Annotated in this window: 21 protein-coding genes; 10 read left to right on the forward strand and 11 right to left on the reverse strand. The window is 40.3% G+C overall.

Annotation, left to right across the window (positions count from 1 at the left end; translation table 11 throughout):
• Window positions 1-84: 84 nt before the first annotated feature.
• Window positions 85-1293 carry an MFS transporter gene (locus RMB03_RS03985; protein WP_311074068.1) on the reverse strand — a complete coding sequence of 403 codons (1209 nt, stop codon included), beginning with the start codon at window positions 1291-1293 and terminating at the stop codon, window positions 85-87.
• A gap of 102 nt (window positions 1294-1395) precedes the next feature.
• Between RMB03_RS03985 and RMB03_RS03990 the strand changes: the two genes are divergently transcribed.
• On the forward strand, window positions 1396-2013 hold the full coding sequence (locus tag RMB03_RS03990; RefSeq protein WP_311074070.1) for a TetR/AcrR family transcriptional regulator: 618 nt from the start codon (window positions 1396-1398) through the stop codon (window positions 2011-2013).
• A 38-nt stretch (window positions 2014-2051) separates the two neighbouring features.
• On the opposite strand, the gene RMB03_RS03995 is transcribed toward RMB03_RS03990, so the two are convergent.
• From RMB03_RS03995 to RMB03_RS04015, 5 genes are all read right to left on the reverse strand, one after another.
• Window positions 2052-3398, reverse strand: a complete 1347-nt coding sequence (locus tag RMB03_RS03995) for a carbohydrate porin (RefSeq protein ID WP_409070629.1) — start codon at window positions 3396-3398, stop codon at window positions 2052-2054.
• A 200-nt stretch (window positions 3399-3598) separates the two neighbouring features.
• Window positions 3599-4951 (reverse strand): aromatic acid/H+ symport family MFS transporter, encoded by a 1353-nt coding sequence (locus tag RMB03_RS04000; RefSeq protein WP_311074073.1) that lies wholly within the window; start codon window positions 4949-4951, stop codon window positions 3599-3601.
• An 87-nt stretch (window positions 4952-5038) separates the two neighbouring features.
• Window positions 5039-5371: an NIPSNAP family protein gene (locus RMB03_RS04005; RefSeq protein ID WP_311074075.1), complete on the reverse strand. Its 333-nt coding sequence runs from the start codon at window positions 5369-5371 to the stop codon at window positions 5039-5041.
• Window positions 5361-7145, reverse strand: a complete 1785-nt coding sequence (locus tag RMB03_RS04010; protein ID WP_311074077.1) for an FAD-dependent oxidoreductase — start codon at window positions 7143-7145, stop codon at window positions 5361-5363. Before RMB03_RS04010 ends, RMB03_RS04005 begins: the two co-directional genes overlap by 11 nt.
• Window positions 7146-7456: 311 nt before the next feature.
• Entirely contained in the window at window positions 7457-8263 is an 807-nt protein-coding gene (locus RMB03_RS04015) for an IclR family transcriptional regulator C-terminal domain-containing protein (RefSeq protein WP_311074100.1), read from the reverse strand.
• Window positions 8264-8453: 190 nt separating this feature from the next.
• Between RMB03_RS04015 and RMB03_RS04020 the strand changes: the two genes are divergently transcribed.
• The gene (locus RMB03_RS04020) at window positions 8454-9194 is read left to right on the forward strand and encodes a glucose 1-dehydrogenase (protein WP_311074079.1); all 741 of its coding nucleotides are present in this window, start codon (window positions 8454-8456) and stop codon (window positions 9192-9194) included.
• 136 nt (window positions 9195-9330) lie between these two features.
• On the opposite strand, the gene RMB03_RS04025 is transcribed toward RMB03_RS04020, so the two are convergent.
• Genes RMB03_RS04025 through abaQ form a run of 3 tightly spaced genes read right to left on the reverse strand, consistent with a single transcriptional unit; the run spans window position 9331 to window position 13229 of the window.
• A complete protein-coding gene (locus RMB03_RS04025; protein ID WP_311074081.1) occupies window positions 9331-10905 on the reverse strand; it encodes an aldehyde dehydrogenase (NADP(+)) in 1575 nt (524 codons plus the stop codon).
• A gap of 10 nt (window positions 10906-10915) precedes the next feature.
• On the reverse strand, window positions 10916-11914 hold the full coding sequence (araD1, locus tag RMB03_RS04030) for an AraD1 family protein (RefSeq protein ID WP_311074083.1): 999 nt from the start codon (window positions 11912-11914) through the stop codon (window positions 10916-10918).
• A gap of 10 nt (window positions 11915-11924) precedes the next feature.
• Window positions 11925-13229: a multidrug efflux MFS transporter AbaQ gene (gene abaQ / locus RMB03_RS04035; RefSeq protein WP_017390896.1), complete on the reverse strand. Its 1305-nt coding sequence runs from the start codon at window positions 13227-13229 to the stop codon at window positions 11925-11927.
• Between the two features lie 169 nt (window positions 13230-13398).
• Between abaQ and RMB03_RS04040 the strand changes: the two genes are divergently transcribed.
• Both RMB03_RS04040 and RMB03_RS04045 read left to right on the forward strand, forming a co-directional pair.
• Window positions 13399-15132 (forward strand): IlvD/Edd family dehydratase, encoded by a 1734-nt coding sequence (locus tag RMB03_RS04040; protein ID WP_311074084.1) that lies wholly within the window; start codon window positions 13399-13401, stop codon window positions 15130-15132.
• An 83-nt stretch (window positions 15133-15215) separates the two neighbouring features.
• On the forward strand, window positions 15216-15932 hold the full coding sequence (locus RMB03_RS04045; RefSeq protein ID WP_017390898.1) for a FadR/GntR family transcriptional regulator: 717 nt from the start codon (window positions 15216-15218) through the stop codon (window positions 15930-15932).
• 67 nt (window positions 15933-15999) lie between these two features.
• On the opposite strand, the gene RMB03_RS04050 is transcribed toward RMB03_RS04045, so the two are convergent.
• Both RMB03_RS04050 and RMB03_RS04055 read right to left on the reverse strand, forming a co-directional pair.
• Window positions 16000-16794 (reverse strand): TorF family putative porin, encoded by a 795-nt coding sequence (locus RMB03_RS04050; protein ID WP_311074086.1) that lies wholly within the window; start codon window positions 16792-16794, stop codon window positions 16000-16002.
• A gap of 81 nt (window positions 16795-16875) precedes the next feature.
• Entirely contained in the window at window positions 16876-17790 is a 915-nt protein-coding gene (locus RMB03_RS04055) for a LysR family transcriptional regulator (RefSeq protein WP_281834643.1), read from the reverse strand.
• Between the two features lie 100 nt (window positions 17791-17890).
• Between RMB03_RS04055 and RMB03_RS04060 the strand changes: the two genes are divergently transcribed.
• The 6 genes from RMB03_RS04060 to RMB03_RS04085 all read left to right on the forward strand — a co-directional run.
• Complete coding sequence (locus RMB03_RS04060) at window positions 17891-18997, forward strand: muconate/chloromuconate family cycloisomerase (protein WP_151743708.1); 1107 nt, start codon at window positions 17891-17893, stop codon at window positions 18995-18997.
• A 23-nt stretch (window positions 18998-19020) separates the two neighbouring features.
• On the forward strand, window positions 19021-19311 hold the full coding sequence (gene catC / locus RMB03_RS04065; RefSeq protein WP_003651954.1) for a muconolactone Delta-isomerase: 291 nt from the start codon (window positions 19021-19023) through the stop codon (window positions 19309-19311).
• Window positions 19312-19473: 162 nt separating this feature from the next.
• Window positions 19474-20394 (forward strand): catechol 1,2-dioxygenase, encoded by a 921-nt coding sequence (gene catA, locus RMB03_RS04070; protein WP_017390901.1) that lies wholly within the window; start codon window positions 19474-19476, stop codon window positions 20392-20394.
• Window positions 20395-20528: 134 nt separating this feature from the next.
• Window positions 20529-21200, forward strand: coding sequence for a 3-oxoacid CoA-transferase subunit A (locus RMB03_RS04075; RefSeq protein WP_005069060.1), 672 nt, complete (start codon window positions 20529-20531; stop codon window positions 21198-21200).
• Window positions 21201-21218: 18 nt separating this feature from the next.
• Window positions 21219-21872 carry a 3-oxoacid CoA-transferase subunit B gene (locus tag RMB03_RS04080; RefSeq protein ID WP_311074093.1) on the forward strand — a complete coding sequence of 218 codons (654 nt, stop codon included), beginning with the start codon at window positions 21219-21221 and terminating at the stop codon, window positions 21870-21872.
• A 419-nt stretch (window positions 21873-22291) separates the two neighbouring features.
• Window positions 22292-22742: beta-ketoacyl synthase N-terminal-like domain-containing protein (locus tag RMB03_RS04085; protein ID WP_311074095.1), on the forward strand; the 451-nt coding region annotated here is incomplete at its 3' end.

A 22742-nucleotide genomic window follows, 5' to 3' on the forward strand; every position in this document is an offset into this window, starting at 1 on the left:
TAGCTTCTAAGGCAATCAAAATCATATTTCGATTGCCTAAACTCCCTTTAAAACATTTTTCAAGCTCCAAAAACTGAGCAATCATTATTTATGACAAGCTAATATAGGCCCTACCTTAAATTTAAGTTGATGCATCAACCAAACGATAGTCACCATTAATAATGCTGCAATCAGCCCTAATGTGATGACCAACCCGAAATATTCAATAAAATAACTGGAAAGGATGACAGGCCAGATCGTGCCTTGATAGGCAATAAACAAATAACTAGAAAAGATCAGTGGATTTTTTTCCCGATCCATCATATTGCCAATAAAGTGATAGACAGCACTTAGGGTAAAACCATGTCCCATACCCGTCAGTAAAATACTGATCAATAAAAACCAAACTATGTGTTCGACTTCTGCCATCACCAAACTAATCGTTCCAAGCAATAAAGCTAATAACCCTGCATACAACACATGCAATTCTTTAAACGATTTACAAAATAATTGACTTAGTACTGACACAAATAAAATGATTGAAATTGATACACCTGTTAAGGTAGCTGACGATTTAATCGGTAATTCTTTAATAAATGTCCCAGCCAAAGCTGCATATAAGCTGAAGGCCCCGAAACTACAAAGTGCGGCTACACTACAGACCCAGAAAACTTTGCGTGAAGCTACCTGCGGCAATGCTAAACCTTGTAACTTTAATAACTCATTTAACTGATATTTTTTCTCAATTTTAAATCTGGGTTTGACCCAAAACACACTGATAAATATTAGAAGTGAAAAAAAGATAATAATCCAATAAGGATCAGCCAAAGGTCGCACGGTATGATCAGCTAATACACCACCGATCAAAGGTCCCAAACCAAAACCCAAGACCGTAATTATAGAAGTAAGCTTTTCAGCTAATGCCTTATTACGAAACGGATATTGGTCTTTGAGTCCCACCATTGCAGCGGTGGTAATAAGTCCTGAAGCAATTCCAATCAGAAACCTTGAAAAGCCCAGTAACCAAACAGAACTTGCCAATGCAGACAACATTAAACCTAAAATGGTTAAAGCTAGACTGACCAAAATCACATTTTTATAGTGATAAATTGCATTGAGTTTATTTAAAAACAGGAGTGAAAAAACTACGCCTAACATATAGGAAATGAAGATATAACCTATTTGAGATGTTGAAACTCCCCACTGTTGTTCATAGATTGCATATAGAGGGCTTGCCAGAGCGGTGCTTAAAGCAGCAAGACACAGCGCAAAGCTAATAATGCAATATTGAACACTGGACTTTGGTGCCTGCATAACCCAATCAAAAGTGACTTTTAAGTCGATTTTAATTCAAATATGACCCACAGGTCAATTTATGTTAGAATAATCTTTGTTAACAATGAAATCTAGTTCAACATGACAAAATCTAAAACACGCGGCCCTAGTCTAGAAAAGACGCAAGAAACTAAAAAGAAAATTATTGACTCTGCTCTACAACATTTTATTGACGTGGGTTTTGCAAGAGCAAAAATTTCAGATATTGCTAAACATGCTGAATTAGGCAAAGGTACAATTTATTCTTATTTTGAAACTAAAGATCAGTTATTTGAAGCAGTAATTGATGCTCTCATCAACGATTCATTTCGTCCTATTCGCGCCTCTGAAATCACTCAAAATGAAACCGTTTACGAGTTTATTTGTAAAAAGATTATTCCCAGCGTTTTAACGCTTGAAACGACTGGTCGTGCGGATATGGCACTCCTAATTTTACGTGAAGGAAATAATTTTCCGCATATTCGTCAAACTTACGTGAATAAGATTTTTTTACCTATTCAGTATGAGCTTGAGCAATTAACCAGTTTAGCGATTCAACGTGGAGAATTATCAGCCACGATTTCCCCACAGCAATTTGCATTGCTTATTGTGAGTCCTATGTGGATGGGTATGATTCACAATGGCATCCTGAATCCAAATGAAGTTTTATCACTTGAAACGCTTTTTCAAGAAAATCTAAAAATCTTGTTTGGAAAATAAAAAGGCAAACCTCTGTTTGCCTTTTTATTCATAAATATTTAAAAATTAAGTTTCATGGTCATACCAGCGATCCAAGCATCATCCACTTGTTTTACACCACCTGGTTGATGCACATATTGAATATTTGGTCGTAAAGCAATACTAGGTGACCATTGAAAGTTATAGTTCAATTCAATATTCAATTCGTCATGCTGAATCGGTGTATATTTCGGATTCGCATAGTCAGCTTCGGTTAATCCCAGCAATTGATTTGATGCATTTTGGCGTTCTCGGACACGATCATTCACATCAAAACGTGCCAGACCCAAACCAATGGTATCATTTGGCCGATGCTCGAATATGCCCTTATACCAAAGCGCTAGTTGCTGTGTGTTTTCAACAACAGTTGTGGCTTTATCGTTAAAAGTAAAGTTTGCCGAAATAAATAAACCACGCTTAGGGTCCTCGGCAGGCGCAAAAACCTGTTGTTGCGCATTAATCCAAACACTATGCTTATTGTTTTGCCATTTCCGATCTGCTGCATTTGGCTCAATATTACCCTTTTCATCTGTACTAACATTCCGTACATTTGCCGTTGACAAAAATGCACCGACTTTATATTCACCACTTAAGCCATCGAAAAAGGTCAGTTTGGGTTTCCACGATAGTTCCACAGGAATTAAAATGCCTTTACGTTGATTCATATCCAAATTAAAACCATGTTGCTCTAAGGCATTTTCAGGATTGACCTCATAAACCCCTGTTCCAAACCAGAGTGAAGGTAAAAATTGATATTTGGCGTTAATTCCCCATTGGCTTACAGGACTATTAAACCAAATATCTCCTACTGTTTTACCTAACTGACCTCCACATAACATTAAGTTTTGAAACTCACAATGTGATGCATTAAAATCATCTGAAAGTCCCATACGACCTACCTTAATGTGTAGATCATTATTCAAAAATCCTTTTTTAATCCATGCACTGGTTAAACGCCACCATTGTCCACGACCATAAATCTCTTGAGCACTACTAAATTGCGGCGCTCTAGGATCACTAATCCGATCAGTAGAAAGCGGTTTTCCATCTCGTTTCGTTATGCTCAACTGTGCTTGAGTATCTTTCCAACCTGCGTTTTTTTCTAAATCTAGACGTGTACCAAATGTCCATTGGTTTGCATTAAATAGTCGTGGTGAATCGTCATATCCCCCACTCAAATTAACAGCACTTTCATTTTGAAAAGCGGCGGTAAATTGATAACCTTGCTGTTCGAGTTGAGTCCGTTTTCCGTTCCAATCGCCCAATATCCATTTTTGATCCTGAGCTAAAGGATCGAAGGCGAATACAGCACTACTTGCGAATGTAAAAGTTGAAATCATCGCAAGCGAAGTCATAGAAAATTTCATTAATGCTGTTCCTTAGCACATTGCTTATTATGAACATAAAGCCTTGAATTATTTCAGCTGAATCAACTGCTATACATTTTTTAAAGTGTATTTATCCCTACCTGACCAGCATGCTGATCAAGCTAATTCAAAACCATAGAAAATATTTAAGAAGCAAAGATAGATTTTAAAATTGTTAATCAACTTGCTTTATTACTGATTTAACTCAACTGTGTTTTGGTTTGCACAACAGACTGTTTCGTTTTAACACCTTGAATTAAAACAGCAAAACCAGAAAGTATAGCAGGAATCATTAACAATGAGAACATCATAGAAAATGGCATACCTGAACTGATCATCGCAGCTCCAGCAAATGCACTTAATATAGCACCAAAGCGCCCAATGCCATTCATCCAGCTTGCTCCGGTTGCGCGAGCAGAAGTCGGATAATATCCAGTCGCTAAAGCACTCAAACCAACGGCCCCACCATTAAAGGTAAAACCAAGAATCCATGCAAAAACACACATAAGCACCATATCATGACCAAAATGCCCTAACCCAAAGGTTGCAAGTGCGCCAATCAACATGGCAATAAAAAGAACCAAACGCGGACGATAATGATCCATACACCAACCAAGAGTGATACTCCCAACAGGACCACCAATTTGAAAGAACGAAGTCACAATGGCAGCTTGAGAAATCGTAAATTGATTCGACTTAATTAAGGTTGGCAACCAGCTACTGCATAGATAGATTAAAAATAATGCCATGAAATAACTGATCCAGAGCATAATCGTGCCATAGCGATATTTACTAGATAAAATTAGACCTAGACCAGATTTCTCGGTTTTTACTTCATTCAGATAAATTTCTTGATTTAAAAAAGAAGATTGTGGAAATAAGCGTTTTAAAATCACTTTGATTTTATCTTGTGAGTACGATTGCTTGACTAGATAGGTAATTGATTCAGGCATTTTCCAATATAAAAATGGTACCAAAATCAAAGGTAGTACGCCGCCTAATATCAACATACTACGCCAGCCAAACTCAGGAATCAGCCATGCTGCTAAAAAACCACCGGCTGCAGCACCCAGAGAAAAACCACAGTAGGCAACAGTAACTGCAAATGAACGGCGGTGATCTGGTGCGCATTCTGAAACTAAAGTTGCTGCATTGGGAGCAGCAGCACCTGCACCTAATCCAGTAAGAAAGCGATAAATTAAGAGATGCGTAATGTCAGTTGAGAAAGCCGTCAGCAAGGTAAAAATACCAAACCCAAGTACACTTAAAATTAGTACTGGTTTTCGGCCAAATTTATCTGATAAAGGTCCAGAAACTAATGCACCTATTGCTAATCCAACCAATGCTGCACTTAAAACTGGTGCTAACTCTTGTGCACTAATGCCCCACTCCTGAATAATCTGAGGAGCAATCAATCCCATGACTACGACATCCAGACCATCTAGGGCAATAATAGCAAAGCAAAAAAATAGAATGAGCTTTTGTAGTCCACCCATCTTATTTTCATTTAATATGCTTTTTACATCTTTCCTTTGTATTTGACTTGTGCTCATGAGTTTCTCCTTATAAAAGCACGAAGTTTCCCTCGGTGTTTTTCTCAAAACACCGTTCCTTAAGGGAATTTTTAAATAAACTGCTGTTTAAGGCTTAATTAATGAAGCTAAGTTCACTGGCCTTAAAATTTGATTCACCTGTGACGTCACTAAACCTTCAGATGCTTTCAAATAAATTTGGAAGTCAGGATCTGTATCTCGGGCAAAACTACGATTTTCATAGTCATACAGACTGTCATAACCCCACAAATGTACGACCTGATTCAACGTACCGATATTACTAATATAAAAACCAAGTGGCTCACCCAAGTGCTTTTTCAAAATAGGCATTGCCAGCTGATCGAATACCTCAAGAAATCTAGGCATACATCTTGGTGTAATATTATAAATACGGTGATCAACAATCGGTTTATGAAACATGAAAAGTCTCCTTAACAGATTGAGAGTTGGTAGATTTAGAATTTTTAGATGATATAAAACCGTTCCCTCCTTTAGCTAAATCAGCAATATGTGATCCTGTGATATAACCAAAAGTCATGATTGGCCCTAAAGTAATTCCTGCACCTGGATAGTTTCCACCCATAATACTCGCTCGGTCATTACCAACCGCGTATAAACCTTGAATGGGTTGATGAAACTGATTTAAAACGTCACCAGTAACAGCTGTTCTGATTCCATCAAATGTTCCTAAATCGCCCATAAACACCTTCACAGCATAAAATGGACCTTGCTCAATTGGTGCTACACATGGATTTGGTTTGTGATCTGGATCAGCCAAATATCGGTTAAACGAAGTAGAACCACGGTGGAATTCTGGATCTTGGCCTTTAACAGCCCCTTCGTTATAACGCTGTACTGTTTTAACCAACTGCTCAGCATTAATTCCCACCTGCTGAGCCAGTTCTTTTAAACTATTACCTTTAAAGAGATATCCTTTTTTAATTAAAGATGAAAGTGGCATTGGGGCGGGTTTGGCATAACCTAAACCGTATTTGCTAATCGTTTTATGATCGCAGATCAACCACATGGCTGTTTCATCAAACTCCTCACAAGCTCTGAATAAATCTGCACCTACATCATGATAAGAGTTTGATTCATTGGTAAAACGTTTACCGTTTTTAAGCACACCAATAATTCCAGGCTTATAACGGTCTAATAAATGTGGGAACACACCATAGCCATCTATATAAGGGACTTTGGACACAGGCATCCATGCAGCAGAATCTGCATATTGAATATCCACTACACCGCCAACCGATTCTGCAAGGCGACAACCATCTCCTGTATTAGTCTTTGGCACAGGTGAGATGTGTTCACCACCACGTTTCAGGTGCGCGTAAACTTGTTTGAGTCGTTCAATATCATGTGAAAAACCGCCACATGCCAACACGACTCCGTTTTTAGATTTAATCTCGCAGTGCTGATCTTGTTGCTGAACTTGTACGCCAACAACTTTGCCATTTTCAAAATTTAAATGCTTAACATCAGCTTCTGTATAGATTGGAATATTTAAATCAAATGCAGATTTAGCCAAACGTGCAGCCAAAGCATTACCGCTTGTGACATTAGTACCACGACCGTAGACAGCCAGTTCTTTTAAATGAATAGCTAATCGCTTTGCCACATAGATAAATGAAGTAAACGATTTAGTGGCATTAAAAAAGTGCTTTAAATCTGCATTAGATGAATTAAACATCATGCCAATAAAGGTAATTGTTTTAAGGGGGGGACGTAGGTGTTTCATATTCTCGCCCAAACCACGAATATCGTACGGCGCAGCTAGTACAGAGCGACCAATATCAACCCCACCCGGAGCATCCGGATGATAGTCTGGATAAAGTGTCGGGATAAATTTGACTGAGGTATTTTGTTCAAAAAACTTGAGCATTTCAGGTGCATAATCCAGAAATGCATTTACAGCCTCAGCATTAAAAAACTCTTTGGTTTCATGCTTTAAATAGGTCAATGCTGCTTCACGGCTATCTTGTATACCATTTTGTTTTGCATGATGATTCCCTGGAACCCATAGTACTCCACCAGAAAAAGCTGTTGTACCTCCGAACACATCGTCTTTTTCAAGGACAATAACATTTAAGCCTTTTTTCTTAGCAGTAATCGCAGTCGACAAACCGCCTGCACCTGCACCCACCACAACCAAATCGCATTCAAGCTGTTGAGGTAATTTGGTATTCATTGTTGTCACTCCTTGCGACAGATCCATGCGTTCACTTGCCTGAAATAGCTGGCTACACCATCCTGATAGTGTTGTATCGAACGCTTTTCTTTTTATTAAACTACGGGGCTATCACAGTTCCGACTAGACTACTTTCTTTTAAATTGAACGATGATCGCGCAAACACATCTTATATCGTTCACTGTTTATAAAATCATCTCTTCCAACGGTTATATAAGACAAATTAAATAGTCTTAAAATATTGATAAAATTATTTTAAATATAAAAAAACGCCCGATGAGGACGTTTGATTGAAACTACAAAACAATAAACTAAATCATGTCTCGAATTTCTTTGGCTGCCTCTCTTAGTAATGGCAAAACCGTATTAATCAGATAGGTATCATTTACTTTAGAAATCGGAGCAACAGCATTTAATCCCGCAATAATATCACCAGTCTGATTAATAATCGGTATCGCAATTGCTGTTACGCCCAGTTCATATTCTTCAGCGGAAATACAATAACCATTGTCCTTAATAGTCTGTAATGCAGCTAGAAAACTTTCTTCTTCTGTGTATGTATATGCAGTAAATCGTTTAAGTCCATATAACTTAATCCAGTTTTTCTGCTCTTCTAAGGATTTATGCGCTAATAAAACTTTACCCGTAGATGAAGCATGAGCAGGAATTCGGTTACCTAGATGAATACCAAAAGGACTTACTCGGAAATGATCATTTTGCGGGACGCTTCTAGCAATCGGAACAACCTCATAATTATCTTGAACCACCACTGAGAAAACTAATGTCGTTTTTTCAGATAAATGATTTAACACAGACTGCGATATTTTTGGCAAATGTGCTGTACTTAAAAAAGCCCCTGAAAACTTAAGTACCTTATGTGTTAACCAGTAATAATATTCATCAGTTTCAAGATAGCCTAAAAACTTGAGTGTCTTTAGATATCTACGTGCTGCTGTACGAGTAATATTAGTTCGCTCTGCGACCTGAGTAACATTTAAACGCTGTCGATCTGTGCCAAATGCTTCAAGAATATTGAGGCCCTTTGCTAAACCTGCAATGTAGTCATCGTATTTAATCGTCTCTTCTGAGAGCGGATGTTGAATAATCTGATCCCTCATCATTTTCCCTTTTCTAAATTCCCTGTCCGATATTCGCTCAGTATGTCTGAATATCGTCTTCATTCCCAGATTGTATCTAGAGCTCGTTTGGCTAAATACGTATTTTAAGTCTTACAGGAGAACTTCAATATTTAAGCATCTATTTCACAAAGAGAGCTTAGATCAAAACTTAGGATTTAGGAAATGTATTATGTCTAGACTACAAAATAAAGTCTGTATTATCACAGGTGCAGCCTCTGGTATGGGGGAATCGGAAGCAATTGCTTTTGCACAACAAGGGGCAAAATTAATTATTGCCGACATGAATTTAGAACAGGCTATCCAAGTTGCCGAGAAGATCATCAACGCAGGTGGAGAAGCCTTTGCTTTTCAAGTTGATGTCACTCAATTTGATCAGCTCCAGCAGCTAGTTGAATTTACACTAGAGAAGTTTGGACGAATTGATGTACTACTTAATAATGCAGGTATTTTCGACAAATATACCAATAGCTTAGATACGACCGAAGAACTTTGGGATAGAATGTTTGCCATAAATGTAAAAGCTGTATTCAATTTAAGTAATTTAGTTTTGCCTAAAATGATTGAGCAAGGTTCTGGTGCAATTATCAATATTGCATCTATTGCAGGTCTAGTTGCTCAAATGGGAGGCGCTTCTTATACAGCCTCAAAACATGCTGTAATTGGTTATACAAAACATCTAGCAGCAGTGTATGCCAAACATGGCATCAAAATTAATGCTATTTGCCCAGGTACAATTCGTACGCCTATGACCGCCAAAATGCTAGAAACTCGCCCTACTGATAAAATTCCACTGGACCGTTTTGGTGAAGCCTCAGAAGTTGCCGAGTTAGCCATTTTTCTAGCTTCCAATGAAGCCCGTTTTATGAATGGCTCATGCATTACAATTGATGGTGGATATACCATTATTTAATAAAACACCTTTACTAATAAGATAGTTATATCTATTAGACGTGAATTTATTACTCAATTTACCGACTCCGATATAAATTTATTGTTATTCATTACAAGAGTAAAAAGAGACCAGCACATGGTCTCTTTTTTATTTATTAGATTGCTTCTCTGGTCATTTCGCCATTAACAAGTCTTAAAATCTGCAACGAGTTACTGTCTTTTAAGGCTTCCGGCAATAAGCTTTGCGGATAGTTCTGGTAACACACAGGACGCAAATAACGGTCAATGGCCAAGGTTCCAACTGAAGTGCCTCGTGCATCTGAAGTCGCAGGATATGGTCCGCCATGTACCATCGCATCACAGACTTCCACACCCGTTGGATAGCCATTTATAAGTAATCGACCAGCTTTTTCCTCTAGCACCGGAACCACATCTGCAAACTCGGTTAAATCAGCTTCGTCGGCAATTAAAGTCGCAGTGAGCTGACCATTCATGCTTTGTAAAGCTTGAAGGAGCTGAGCTTTATCTGCCACTTCAATGATGACAGTTGCTGGCCCAAAGATTTCTTCTTGCAGAAGCTGGTCACCTGCCAGTAAAAGCTCAACATCAGCTTTAAACAATTGTGGCTGAGCCTGATTGCCTTGCTGGGCTTGGCCTGCCAAGTGTTCAATGCCTTGATGCTGGGTTAAATGCTCAAGACCTGCCGTATAACTTTTTAAGGTTCCGGCATTGAGCATAGTTTGAGCAGGTTTGCCGCCCATAATGTTAGTCAGATTAGTAATGAGCTGAGTAAACTCGGCTGATTTAATTCCCAAGATTAAACCCGGATTGGTACAGAACTGACCACAACCTAGAACGACTGAATCTGCCAAGTCCTGTGCAATTTTGTCCCCTCGGTTTTTTAATGCTTCGGGTAACATCAGCATCGGGTTAATGCTGCTCATTTCAGCAAAGACCGGAATCGGTTGTGGGCGGGCTGCTGCCATATTACATAAAGCGCGACCACCACGGAGTGAACCTGTAAATCCAACCGCCTGAATTAAAGGGTGCTTAACCAGTGGTTCACCCACGCCATTGCCATAAATCATGTTAAATACACCTTTAGGCATATTTGACTTTTCTACGGCACGTTCGATTGCCTGAGCGACAAAGTCTGCTGTTGCCATATGTCCACTATGGGCTTTGACCACCACAGAACAGCCTGCGGCGAGTGCAGAAGCAGTGTCGCCACCTGCGGTTGAGAAAGCTAACGGAAAGTTACTGGCACCAAATACTGCCACAGGTCCAACACCAATTTTAATCTGACGCAGGTCTGGACGAGGCAGAGGCTGACGCTCTGGCAAAGCTGTATCAATACGGGCACCTAAAAAGTCACCACGGCGCAGCACTTTGGCAAACAGGCGCATTTGTCCACTGGTACGGCCACGCTCACCTTGCAAACGTGCAAGTGGCAAGGCAGTTTCTTGCGAAACGATTTCAAGAAAATCTGTACCCAAAGCATCGAGCTCATCGGCAATATTTTCTAAAAAAGTAGCACGCTGTTCAGGTGAAGTATGGCGGTAAGTCTTAAACGCTTGACTGGCTGCTTCACAGGCCTGATTGACCTCTTGCTCGGTTGCATGGTGAAATTCATAAGGCAAAGTTTCGCCAGTCGTTGCATTGACACTTTTTAGTAAAGTGGAACTTTGTGCACTACGTGAACCGCCAATAAAGTTGTGTCCGATAACCATTTTATATTCCTTAGAGTGTGATAACTGAACCGATCGGTAACTCGGGTTGCATATGAGCAAGTTTATTTTTGAGCGGAAGTCCAAATTCTTTCATCTCTATTTCAAACTCATCGTTGACTTGTGCCTGAATACCATCAGCAAAAGATAAAGTGGCTGTACCGAAATAATGGATGTGAATATCCCCGGCTTTTAAGAATTGTTGATATTTAAAGTGGTGATATTCCAGATTTGCCAAGCTATGGCACATATTGTCCTCACCCGACAAAAACTCTTTTTCCCAAATAATTTGTCCATCACGGCGCAAGCGGCTGGTTCCCACTAAATGTTTTGGTAATTCGCCTGTCCGTAAAGCCGGACCAAAACTACAAAAACGTAATTTTGAATGCGCAAGATATAAATAATTACGACGTTCCATCACGTGATCAGAATATTCATTGCCCAGCGCAAACCCGATTCGATAAGGCTTTAAGTCTTCTCCAATCAAATAAAGGCCTGCAATTTCAGGTTCTTCGCCGCCGTCTTCGGCAAATGGTGGTAAAGGTAATTCAGCTCCCGGCCTTACCACAGTTGAACCGTCGCCTTTATAAAACCATTCCGGTTGTGCACCGATCTGACCTTGTGCTGGACGGCCCTTTTGAAGCCCCCATTGAAATATCCGCATGGTGTCGGTCATCGAGCTGTCATCGCTTAAATTTTGTTGATGCATTTTGTCGCGTGCAGATGCAGAACCTAAATGGGTTAAGCCTGTACCGGACACTAAACAGTGTGTTGGGTCTGGATGGTCTAAAGGCGGCAGTACCTTTAAGTCTGCTAATAAAGATGAATAATCATAGGTCTCCGCTTCAAACCCTAACGCCTCAACTTGTTGCTCCAATGAAACTTTATTGCGGATTGCTAAAAGTGCTAAATCACGAACCGATTGTATATTCTTAAGCGGATATGCCATGTTGCCTTCTACTTTGGCAACTGCACGTTGATTTGCACGATTTTCAAATTGAATAATTTGCATGTTTTATTCCTTACAAAGGCTTTTGAATATTCACTGTTTGTGTTTTTTGGCGTTCGAGCTTGGCATAGACGATGTAAGTCAGAATCAGGCCGAAAAGCATGACGATGGATAAGAAATACAAACCAGCAGCCATATTTCCTGTGTATTCTTTTAAAAGACCAATGCCAAATGGCCCGACATAGCCACCTAAATTTCCGACAGAATTAATTAAGGCAATTCCCGCAGCAGCACTTGCACCAGTTAAGAAACGACCCGGTAATGTCCAAAACACAGCAGTTGATGAAAATAGGCAAAATGCAACCACAGCCAAAGCAGCCAATTGCATGACTGGAGAATGTAACCAGCCACTTAGAAACATTGCGCAAGCGCCTAGTGCGTAGAGAAAACTTAAGTGTCCGTAACGGTCATTTAGACGATCGGTACTACGTGGAATAATTAACAAACCAATAATTCCGAAAACGTAGGGAATACTAGATAAGAAACCAATTTGAAGATCAGTGCCGCCTCCAAATTGCTTGATAATAGAAGGCAACCAGAGATTTAAACCATAAATACTTAAAGTCACTGGTAAATAGTAGAGTGCCAATAAAAGTACGCGTTTGTCTTTTAACGCATGAAGTGGATTAGCATGTCGAGTTTGGTCGTATTCGGCTTCATCTTTAACAAGTTCATTTTTAAGCCATTGTTTTTGCTCAATACTTAACCATTTCACTTTATCAATATTATCTGGCAGCCAAAGGAATGTTGGTAAAGCCAATAAAACAGCAGGCAATCCAACTGCAATAAATAACCATTGCCAACCATGTAAATTTGCAATGCCATCCATGCCAAGTAATAGACCAGCTAAAGGCCCAGCAATCATCATGGCAATCGGTTGCGAAAGCACAAACATTCCCATAATTTTTCCGCGGTGGCGTACCGGATACCATTGTGTAATCAGGTAGAGAACACCGGGGAAAAAGCCTGCTTCAGCTACACCGAGTAAAAAACGTAAGAAATAAAAGCTTTTTGGTCCCTGGATGAGTGCCATTGCCATGGTGATTAAACCCCACGTCAACAAAATGCGGGTAAACCATTTGCGGGCACCAAATTTGTCTAGAAGTAAGTTACTCGGTACTTCAAAAAGAAAGTACCCAATAAAGAATAGCCCTGCTCCTAGACCATAGGCTGCATCACCAATCCCTACATCTGCACCCATGTGCAAATGGGCAAAACCAACAGCAGCTCGGTCTATATAGGCCACGAGATATAGTATGACTAATGCGGGTATGAGCTTAAACGTGACCGTCCGTATTACATCCTTTTCGAAATCCATCTTCGACTCCATTTCCTATTATTTACTTATAGAGCATCTTGCTCGTAAATTATCCTTTCAATTTAAAATATAGTAATACTATTTAAATTTCAAACCTTTTAAAAATAAAATTTATAGTGTATTTTGATTTAAATAAATTTAAATAGTAATACTATATAAGGAAATTTGTATGAATAACAAACAAGTTCTTCGTTCGGCAGCCTGGTTTGGTACGACGGATAAAAATGGCTTTATGTATCGTAGCTGGATGAAGAACCAAGGCATTCCAGATCATGAGTTTCAAGGTAAACCGATCATTGGAATTTGTAATACATGGTCTGAACTCACTCCATGTAATGCACATTTTCGAAAAATTGCCGAACACGTAAAAAAAGGAATTTTGGAAGCGGGTGGATACCCTGTTGAGTTTCCTGTGTTTTCAAATGGTGAGTCGAATTTACGTCCTACCGCCATGTTCACACGTAACTTGGCCAGTATGGATGTTGAAGAAGCTATTCGTGGCAACCCAATCGATGGCGTAGTGTTACTGACAGGTTGTGACAAAACCACACCTGCCTTATTAATGGGTGCTGCAAGCTGTGATATTCCAGCCATTGTGGTGACTGGTGGACCAATGCTGAATGGTAAGCACAAAGGTAAAGACATTGGTGCGGGTACCATCGTTTGGCAAATGCATGAAGAACTTAAAGCAGGCAAAATTGATTTAAATGAATTTCTATCTGCCGAATCTGGTATGTCACGCTCAGCTGGTACATGTAATACCATGGGCACCGCTTCTACAATGGCTTGTATGGCAGAAGCTTTAGGTACGTCTTTACCGCACAATGCAGCCATTCCAGCGGTAGATTCTCGCCGTTATGTGTTAGCTCATCTTTCTGGCATGCGTATTGTTGACATGGTTCACGAAGATTTACGCTTATCTAAAATCTTAACCAAAGAAGCTTTTGAAAATGCCATTAAAGTCAATGCTGCTATTGGTGGTTCAACCAACGCCGTGATTCACTTAAAAGCAATTGCAGGACGTATTGGGGTTGATTTACAACTCGATGACTGGAACCGTGTCGGCCGTGGCATGCCAACTATTGTTGACTTACAGCCTTCTGGCCGTTTTTTAATGGAAGAGTTTTATTACAGTGGTGGATTACCTGCCGTAATCCGCCGTATGGGTGAAGCCAATCTTTTGCCTCATCCACAAGCTTTAACCGTGAATGGTCAAGCTATCTGGGAAAATTGCCAGCAGTCACCTATTTATAACGATGAAGTGATTCGGAAAATAGACAATCCAATTCGACAAGATGGCGGTATGTGTATTTTACGTGGCAATTTAGCCCCTAAAGGTGCAGTACTCAAACCTTCTGCTGCCTCACCGGAACTTATGAAACACCGTGGTCGTGCGGTAGTATTTGAAAATTTTGATGACTATAAAGCTCGTATTAACGATCCAGATCTTGATGTCGATGAAACTTGTATTCTTGTGATGAAAAACGCTGGTCCTAAGGGATATCCGGGTATGGCTGAAGTTGGAAATATGGGGCTACCACCAAAAGTTTTAGCCAAAGGCATTAACGATATGGTCCGTATTTCCGATGCACGTATGAGTGGTACGGCATACGGCACCGTAGTTTTACATGTTGCCCCTGAAGCCATGGCGGGCGGGCCTTTAGCCGTAGTTCAAAACGGTGACTTTATTGAGCTCGATGCTTATGAAGGAAAGCTTCATTTAGAAGTGAGTGATGAAGAGCTTAAACAACGACTTGAGCATTTAGCACCTCCGGCTCCTCCGAGTTTTATTGGCGGCTACCGTAAACTCTATGTAGAACATGTCTTACAAGCAGACGAAGGTTGTGATTTTGATTTCTTGGTCGGCTGTCGCGGTTCAGAAGTTCCACGCCATTCTCACTAAATTTAGTTCTAGAAAAAGATGATCTTGTTAAAAGACAAGGTCATCTATACCATAGGATATTCAACGTGTCGTAATAGTAAAATATGAGTAAAGCTGACTATAAAAATCCTATTCCTAGCAAAAGCCAACATGCATTAATTGTTCAACAACTCGGACTAAAAATTGTTTCTGGAGAAATTTCAGAAAATGAAAAGCTGCCAAGTGAAGTTGATTTGTGTGAGGAATACAAAGTCAGCCGCCCTGTCTTTCGTGAAGCAATACGTGTTTTAAATGCTAAAGGTTTAACTTACTCAAGACCCAAAATCGGTACTGTTGTGAGACCTAAAGAAGAATGGCATTTACTCGACCCTGATGTACTCTTTTGGCTAATTCAAACGACACCAGAACATGAGTTTTTTAAAACACTTTCTACCGTACGACGAGTGTTGGAACCAGAGCTTGCTTATATTGCGGCAAGCACGGCAACAGATGAAGATATTCAGCGTATTAAACATGCCTATGATGGGATGGAAAAGGCCACAACAGTTGAAGAATTTATAGAGCCAGATATTCAATTTCACTTGGCAATTGCCAAAGCAACGCATAATGACTTATTGGCATATATGTCAAAAATGTTGGTTTTACCCTTACAGCAATCTATTCAAGTCACAAGTCTGCGCCCAAATTTACAAGGTCACTCCTTACCGAGACATAAAGCAATTTTGACAGCAATTGAAAATAAAGATCCGCTCTCGGCGCGCCATGCGTCTCTCGTTCAATTAGACGATACTAAAATGGCTTACGATTTAATCAAAAAATAATTTTTATATATTAATTATTCAAAGCCTGATGACTCAAAATAAAGCAATCAGGCTTTTTACTTATAAGTTAGAACACCTTTTTGACTGATACCGTAAATGTTGAGTCAATCGGATTTGAAATAGGTGCATCTGGCTCACCATTACTATACTTCTTATAGAACCCATTTTTATCCCAAGCTTTAGTGTAGGCTAATCCTGTATTCCAACCATCGCCTAAATCTTTAATAAGCTCAACCTTAACATCCTGAAAATTAGCTTCTGAGAAATTTTTAATTCTTTCATAACCATAATGGGCACCAAAAGTCCAAGTTTCATTTAGTGGCTGTGTAAAAGTTACATCCAGATATGTTGTTCCTCTTGAACGTTTACCCTCAGGGCCGCCCATCGTCTTGGAGTTATAACCCGCATAATCTGGCGTGTAGGTAATGAAATATTTAAGCGTTAAAGGTCCATAACCAATTTGAGGCACAATTTCGCCATAGTTATAACTGCTACTACCCGTTTCAGGCGTGCTTTCAGCTCCCGGATAATAGTAATAAAAAACCGTCATTCCAGCCGAAAACTTATCAAAAGTTTTTATATAACCTGCATAAAAATCCCACTCAACTGAAGCATCTCTAAGATAGTTAGAACTCACATTCGATGCCCAAGTACCCACAAATAATCCATTTGGATTTGCATAATCTAAACCAATCTGTAAAGCTGGCTTACCCCATGTTTGTTGGAAACCACGTGATATATATTGACTCGCGAAGGTTACATTTGCACTGTATGGAGAAATTTGTTCTTGTTCATGTAATTGTTCAGCATGTACAACACCTGTAGACATAATGAGAGAAGCTAGTCCTAAAATTTTTCTCATTCAATAATTCCTTTTACATATTACCTATAGGTTTAAAGTTTTAAAATAACATGAAAATTCAATTTTAATCGTATTAAAAATTTATAAATTCAAATTTCTAGACACTTCTTCTTGGCTATAGATCTCTTCAATACAATCTAGAATTTTAGGAATATACGAACTTTGGTCCATGTTACGCATGGATAGAGAAATCGGACTATAGGCTTCTAGGTCTAATATGTTTAAGTAAATTAGATTCTTCATTCCAATGTCACAGGCACTTTCCGGAATAATACAAATACCCTCACCCGATGCCACTAATCCCAATGCCATATGAATTTCGCGGACTTCGGTCAATTTGGCTGGAATTAAACCCAACTTGGTAAATAAAGCTTGGATGGTGGTCGAAAAATTTGGCTTAGGTGTAGTGGGATAAGAAAAAATCGTCTCATTAATGATTTGAGATAAGTAAATTCCTGAATCTTGAAATTCACTTAAAGGATGCTTTTTATGAATCGCTAATTTTAATTTTTCTTTTCTGAGTAAAAGTCTCTTAATGGCAGGATCACTAATGGGTAATCGACCAAAACCTAAATCGATTTTTCCTAACTTTAAAGCTTCAACCTGATCTCGTGTTCCACATTCGATAAGCTCGACATGAATGTCAGGATTTTTTTGTCTAAATAGATAAATGACCTGTGGTAACCGTCCGTAAAGCAGTGAGCTGACATAACCCACTTTGACAATGTTATCAACCAACTTCATTTTTTTAGCCATAGAAGCCGCTTGAGCCGTATGCGTTAAAATCTGCACAGCATGTTGGTAAAAAAACAGGCCTGCTTCTGTCGCTTTTAATGGACGAGAGCCCTTCACAAACAAATCAATCCCTAACTCTTCCTCTAGTTTTTTGATTTGACGCGTGAGTGGCGGCTGAGCAATAAAAAGCTTTTCTGCGGCTTTAGTCAGACTTTGTTCTTCCACAACGGTAACAAAATAACGCAGATGTCTTAATTCCATTAATATACCTTTTTAGTATCTTAAAATACCGTTCTATATCTATTTTAGGCTATTACATTCTTCTATGGTATGTAAACAAGTTTGAAATAGTTGAAACTTCATGTATAGAACCATAGAAACCATACTTGTGGATATTCCAACTATCCGTCCTCACCAGTTGTCTGTAACCACAATGCGTACTCAGACTTTGGTGCTCGTTAAAATTACGACCATGGATGGTATTGTCGGTTGGGGTGAAGCGACCACCATTGGTGGACTAAACTATGGTGAAGAAAGTCCTGAAAGTGTCAAAGCCAATATTGATACTTACTTTGCACCATTACTCGCATCAGTTAAAGATTTAAATGTGGCTCAAACACTAAAACTGATTCGTAAAAATATTAATGGTAACCGTTTCGCGAAATGTGCCATTCAGACTGCTCTACTTGATATTCAGGCAAAACGTTTAGGCGTGCCGTTAAGTGAAGTTTTAGGTGGCCGTCTGCGTAATAGTTTACCTGTACTTTGGACCCTGGCGTCTGGCGACACAGAAAAAGATATTGCTGAAGCTCGAAAAATGATTGAGTTGAAACGTCATAACACGTTCAAACTCAAAATCGGTGCACGCCCTTTGCAACACGATGTTGATCATGTGATTGCAATTAAAAAAGCACTAGGTGCAGATATTAGTGTACGCGTTGACGTAAATCGTGCATGGTCAGAGCTGGAATGTATTCAAGGTATTCAACAGCTGCAAGATGGCGGAATTGATTTAATTGAACAGCCTTGTGCTATTCAAAATACTGAAGCACTTGCCCGTTTAACACATCGTTTCGATGTGGCAATCATGGCGGATGAAGCTTTAACTGGGCCAGACAGCGCATACCGTATTGCAAAAAGCCATGGGGCTGACGTATTTGCGGTAAAAATTGAACAATCTGGTGGTCTGATCGAAGCATGTGAAGTGGCCAAGGTTGCAGGTTTGGCTGGAATTGATCTTTATGGCGGCACCATGCTTGAAGGCCCTGTAGGTAGCATTGCTTCTGCTCATGCATTTGCAACTTTTGAAACATTAGCATTCGGTACTGAATTATTTGGTCCGTTATTACTTACCGAAGAAATTTTGAAGGAACCGCTACGTTACGAAAACTTTGAATTGCACTTGCCAACAGCTCCAGGCTTAGGCATTGAAATTGATGAAGATAAAGTTGAGAAGTTACGTCGTTAAGGCAACAGGATAAGGAGTTTCCCATGTTATTTCATGTACGTATGGATGTGCATATTCCACTTGATATGCCAGCCGACAAAGCAAATGAAATTAAGGCTGTTGAAAAAGCCTATTCGCAAGACTTACAACGTCAAGGTAAATGGCGTCACATCTGGCGAGTTACAGGCCAGTACTCAAACATCAGTATTTTTGATGTAGAGAGCAATGAAGAATTGCACAACATTTTACAAGGATTACCTCTCTATCCTTACATGAACATCGAAGTAATGGCGCTTAATCGCCACCCTTCATCTGTTCGTGATGATGATTCGTAATTTAAGAAAATAGTTTGAGTGTGTGGTCTGAAGCACATTCAAAAATGTGAACATATTTATTCAGAAGGTAACAAGGAACGTGGCGGCACTTATTCGCTAGCAAAACAACATGCCCGCAGCGCTGCCACCAAAAACCGTATTGCATACTTAAGGAGTTTTAGTATGAACCGTCAACAAATTGATGCGCTTGTAAAACAAATGAATGTCGACACTGCAAAGGGCGAAGTCGATGCACGTGTTCAGCAAATTGTAGTGCGCCTTCTCGGGGATTTATTTCAAGCCATCGAAGACTTAGACATCCAACCTTCAGAAGTATGGAAAGGTCTGGAATATTTTACCGATGCTGGTCAAGCAAACGAACTTGGACTTTTAGCAGCTGGTTTAGGTTTAGAGCACTACCTTGACTTACGTGCAGATGAAGCAGATGCCAAAGCTGGCGTTACTGGTGGCACACCTCGTACTATCGAAGGTCCACTTTACGTAGCTGGTGCGCCTGAATCTGTTGGTTTTTCGCGTATGGATGATGGTACAGAATCTGGCAAAATTGATACCTTAATTATTGAAGGTACTGTGACTGATACTGATGGCAATATCATTGAAAATGCTAAAGTTGAAGTATGGCATGCCAACAGCTTGGGTAATTACTCATTCTTTGATAAGTCTCAATCTGACTTCAACTTACGCCGTAGTATTTTGACTGATGCTGATGGTAAATATGTTGCATTAACTACGATGCCTGTTGGTTATGGTTGCCCTCCAGAAGGTACAACTCAAGCCCTTCTTAACAAGTTAGGCCGTCATGGTAACCGCCCATCGCACGTTCACTACTTCGTTTCTGCGCCAGGTTTCCGCAAGCTTACAACTCAATTCAATATTGAGGGTGATGAGTACTTATGGGACGACTTTGCCTTCGCTACTCGTGACGGTTTGGTTGCAACAGCAGTTGATGTAACTGACCCTGCTGAAATTCAACGCCGTGGTTTAGATCACGCTTTCAAACACATCACATTTAACATCGAACTTGTGAAAGATGCCGCTGCTGCACCTTCAACTGAAGTTGAACGTCGTCGCGCTAGTGCTTAATTGAAAGTGTATGTGAGTTAAAAGTTCGCTTTTGACTCACAAAATTTATTCCATTTATTACTACCATTAAGAATTTAAATAAATTTTTAGCGGTAGTAATACATCACGTTACCTCATGCTCTAAGGTTTCTCACATGATTGACAAAAGTAAGTCCTCACTTAGCGAGGTTCTATCGCAGATTAAAGATGGTGCCACCATCCTGATTGGTGGTTTTGGTACCGCAGGACAACCCGCTGAACTCATTGATGGTCTTATTGAACTCGGTGTTAAAGGCCTAACCATTGTCAGCAACAATGCCGGTAATGGCGATTACGGTCTGGCTAAACTGCTTAAAGCTGGTTCGGTTAAAAAAGTCATCTGTTCTTTTCCGCGTCAGTCTGACTCTTATGTGTTTGATGAGCTATACCGTGCCGGAAAGGTTGAGCTTGAAGTGGTACCGCAAGGTAATCTGGCGTGCCGTATTCAGGCAGCTGGTATGGGACTTGGGGCTGTGTTTACCCCAACAGGCTTTGGAACACTTTTAGCTGAAGGCAAAGAAACTCGCGAGATTGATGGCAAAGATTACGTACTCGAATATCCAATCAAGGCTGACTTTGCCTTGATTAAAGCCTACAAGGGCGACCGCTGGGGCAATCTGGTTTACCGTAAATCTGCACGTAACTTTGGTCCGATTATGGCCATGGCTGCTGATGTCACCATTGCTCAGGTTTCTGAAGTGGTAGAGCTAGGTGGTTTAGACCCTGAGCACATTATCACCCCCGGTATCTTTGTACAGCACGTTGTACAAGTAGCGCCCGCACAGTAAGCAATAAGGAGAAATAACATGAGCTACCAGAAATTCAGCCGTGACCAGATTGCAAAACGTGTGGCACAAGACATTCCAGATGGTGCATATGTGAATCTAGGCATTGGTTTACCCACCAAGATCGCAAACTATTTACCTGCCGACAAAGATATTTTCCTTCATTCTGAAAATGGTTTATTGGCTTTTGGCCCACCACCAGCGGAAGGTGAAGAAGACCCTGAACTGATTAATGCAGGTAAAGAATTTGTGACCATGCTTGAAGGCGGCAGCTTTTTCCACCATGGCGACTCATTTGCCATGATGCGTGGTGGTCATCTTGATATTGCAGTGCTTGGCGCATTTCAGGTTGCAGCGAATGGTGACTTGGCGAACTGGCACACGGGTGCGCCGAATGCGATTCCTGCGGTGGGTGGTGCGATGGATTTGGCTGTGGGTGCTAAAAAAGTATTTATCACCACAGATCATGTGACCAAGCAAGGCGAACCGAAGATTGTAGCTGAGCTGAGCTATCCGATTACAGGTAAGCACTGTGTGGATCGTATTTACACCGACCTGTGTGTGATTGATGTGACCAAAGATGGTTTGAAAGTGATTGAGAAAGTAGACGGTCTTAGCTTTGAAGAGTTACAGGCTTTGACTGGTGCAACTTTGATTGATGCGACTCAAAGGTAAGGTTTGCATAGCAAAAATCTATTACAGAGCATTCACTATCGTGACAGGCGACATGGATGTCGTCCGTTGGACAGGGAGGCAAGGAAGCCTCCTCTGTTCAACAAAGGTTTTTGTTACTTTTGACCTTTCAAAAGTAAGGTATCGCTTATACAACAGACTTACGGATATCACAGTAAATTACAGCCGTGATGGTATTCGTTGATATGAAAATTTATAAAGCATCTCAATGGAGTCTTATCTGTTTAAACCCGATGCCACCAGCTAATTCGTGTCACTTTTTTAAAAAAGTAACCAAAAACCTTTGTTACTCAGACACAACATCCCTGTTGTGTCTGAGTAACGAGGCGACATCCATGTCGCCACCGCGAAATACCTACGGAGAATGGCTAAAAAGCCCGAAGTAAAGGACAAAAGTTAGAATGAAAAACGCTTATATCATCGATGCCATCCGTACTCCATTCGGCCGTTATGCCGGTGGCCTTGCTCCTGTCCGTGCCGATGACCTTGGTGCTGTGCCGATTAAAGCCCTCATGCAGCGTAACCCGAATGTAGATTGGGATCAGGTCGATGATGTGATTTATGGCTGTGCCAACCAAGCCGGTGAAGACAACCGTAATGTCGGCCGTATGTCAGCACTGCTTGCAGGTTTACCGTATCAAGTGCCGGCAACCACCATTAACCGATTGTGTGGTTCATCACTTGATGCGATTGCCATTGCTGCCCGTGCTATTAAAGCAGGTGAAGCAAGCTTGGTGATTGCAGGTGGTGTAGAAAGCATGAGCCGTGCACCTTATGTGATGGGTAAGTCAGACAGCGCTTTTGGCCGTAGCCAGAAGATTGAAGACACCACCATGGGCTGGCGTTTCATTA

Source organism: Acinetobacter sp. V91_7 (assembly GCF_031799075.1).
Classification (GTDB): domain Bacteria; phylum Pseudomonadota; class Gammaproteobacteria; order Pseudomonadales; family Moraxellaceae; genus Acinetobacter; species Acinetobacter calcoaceticus.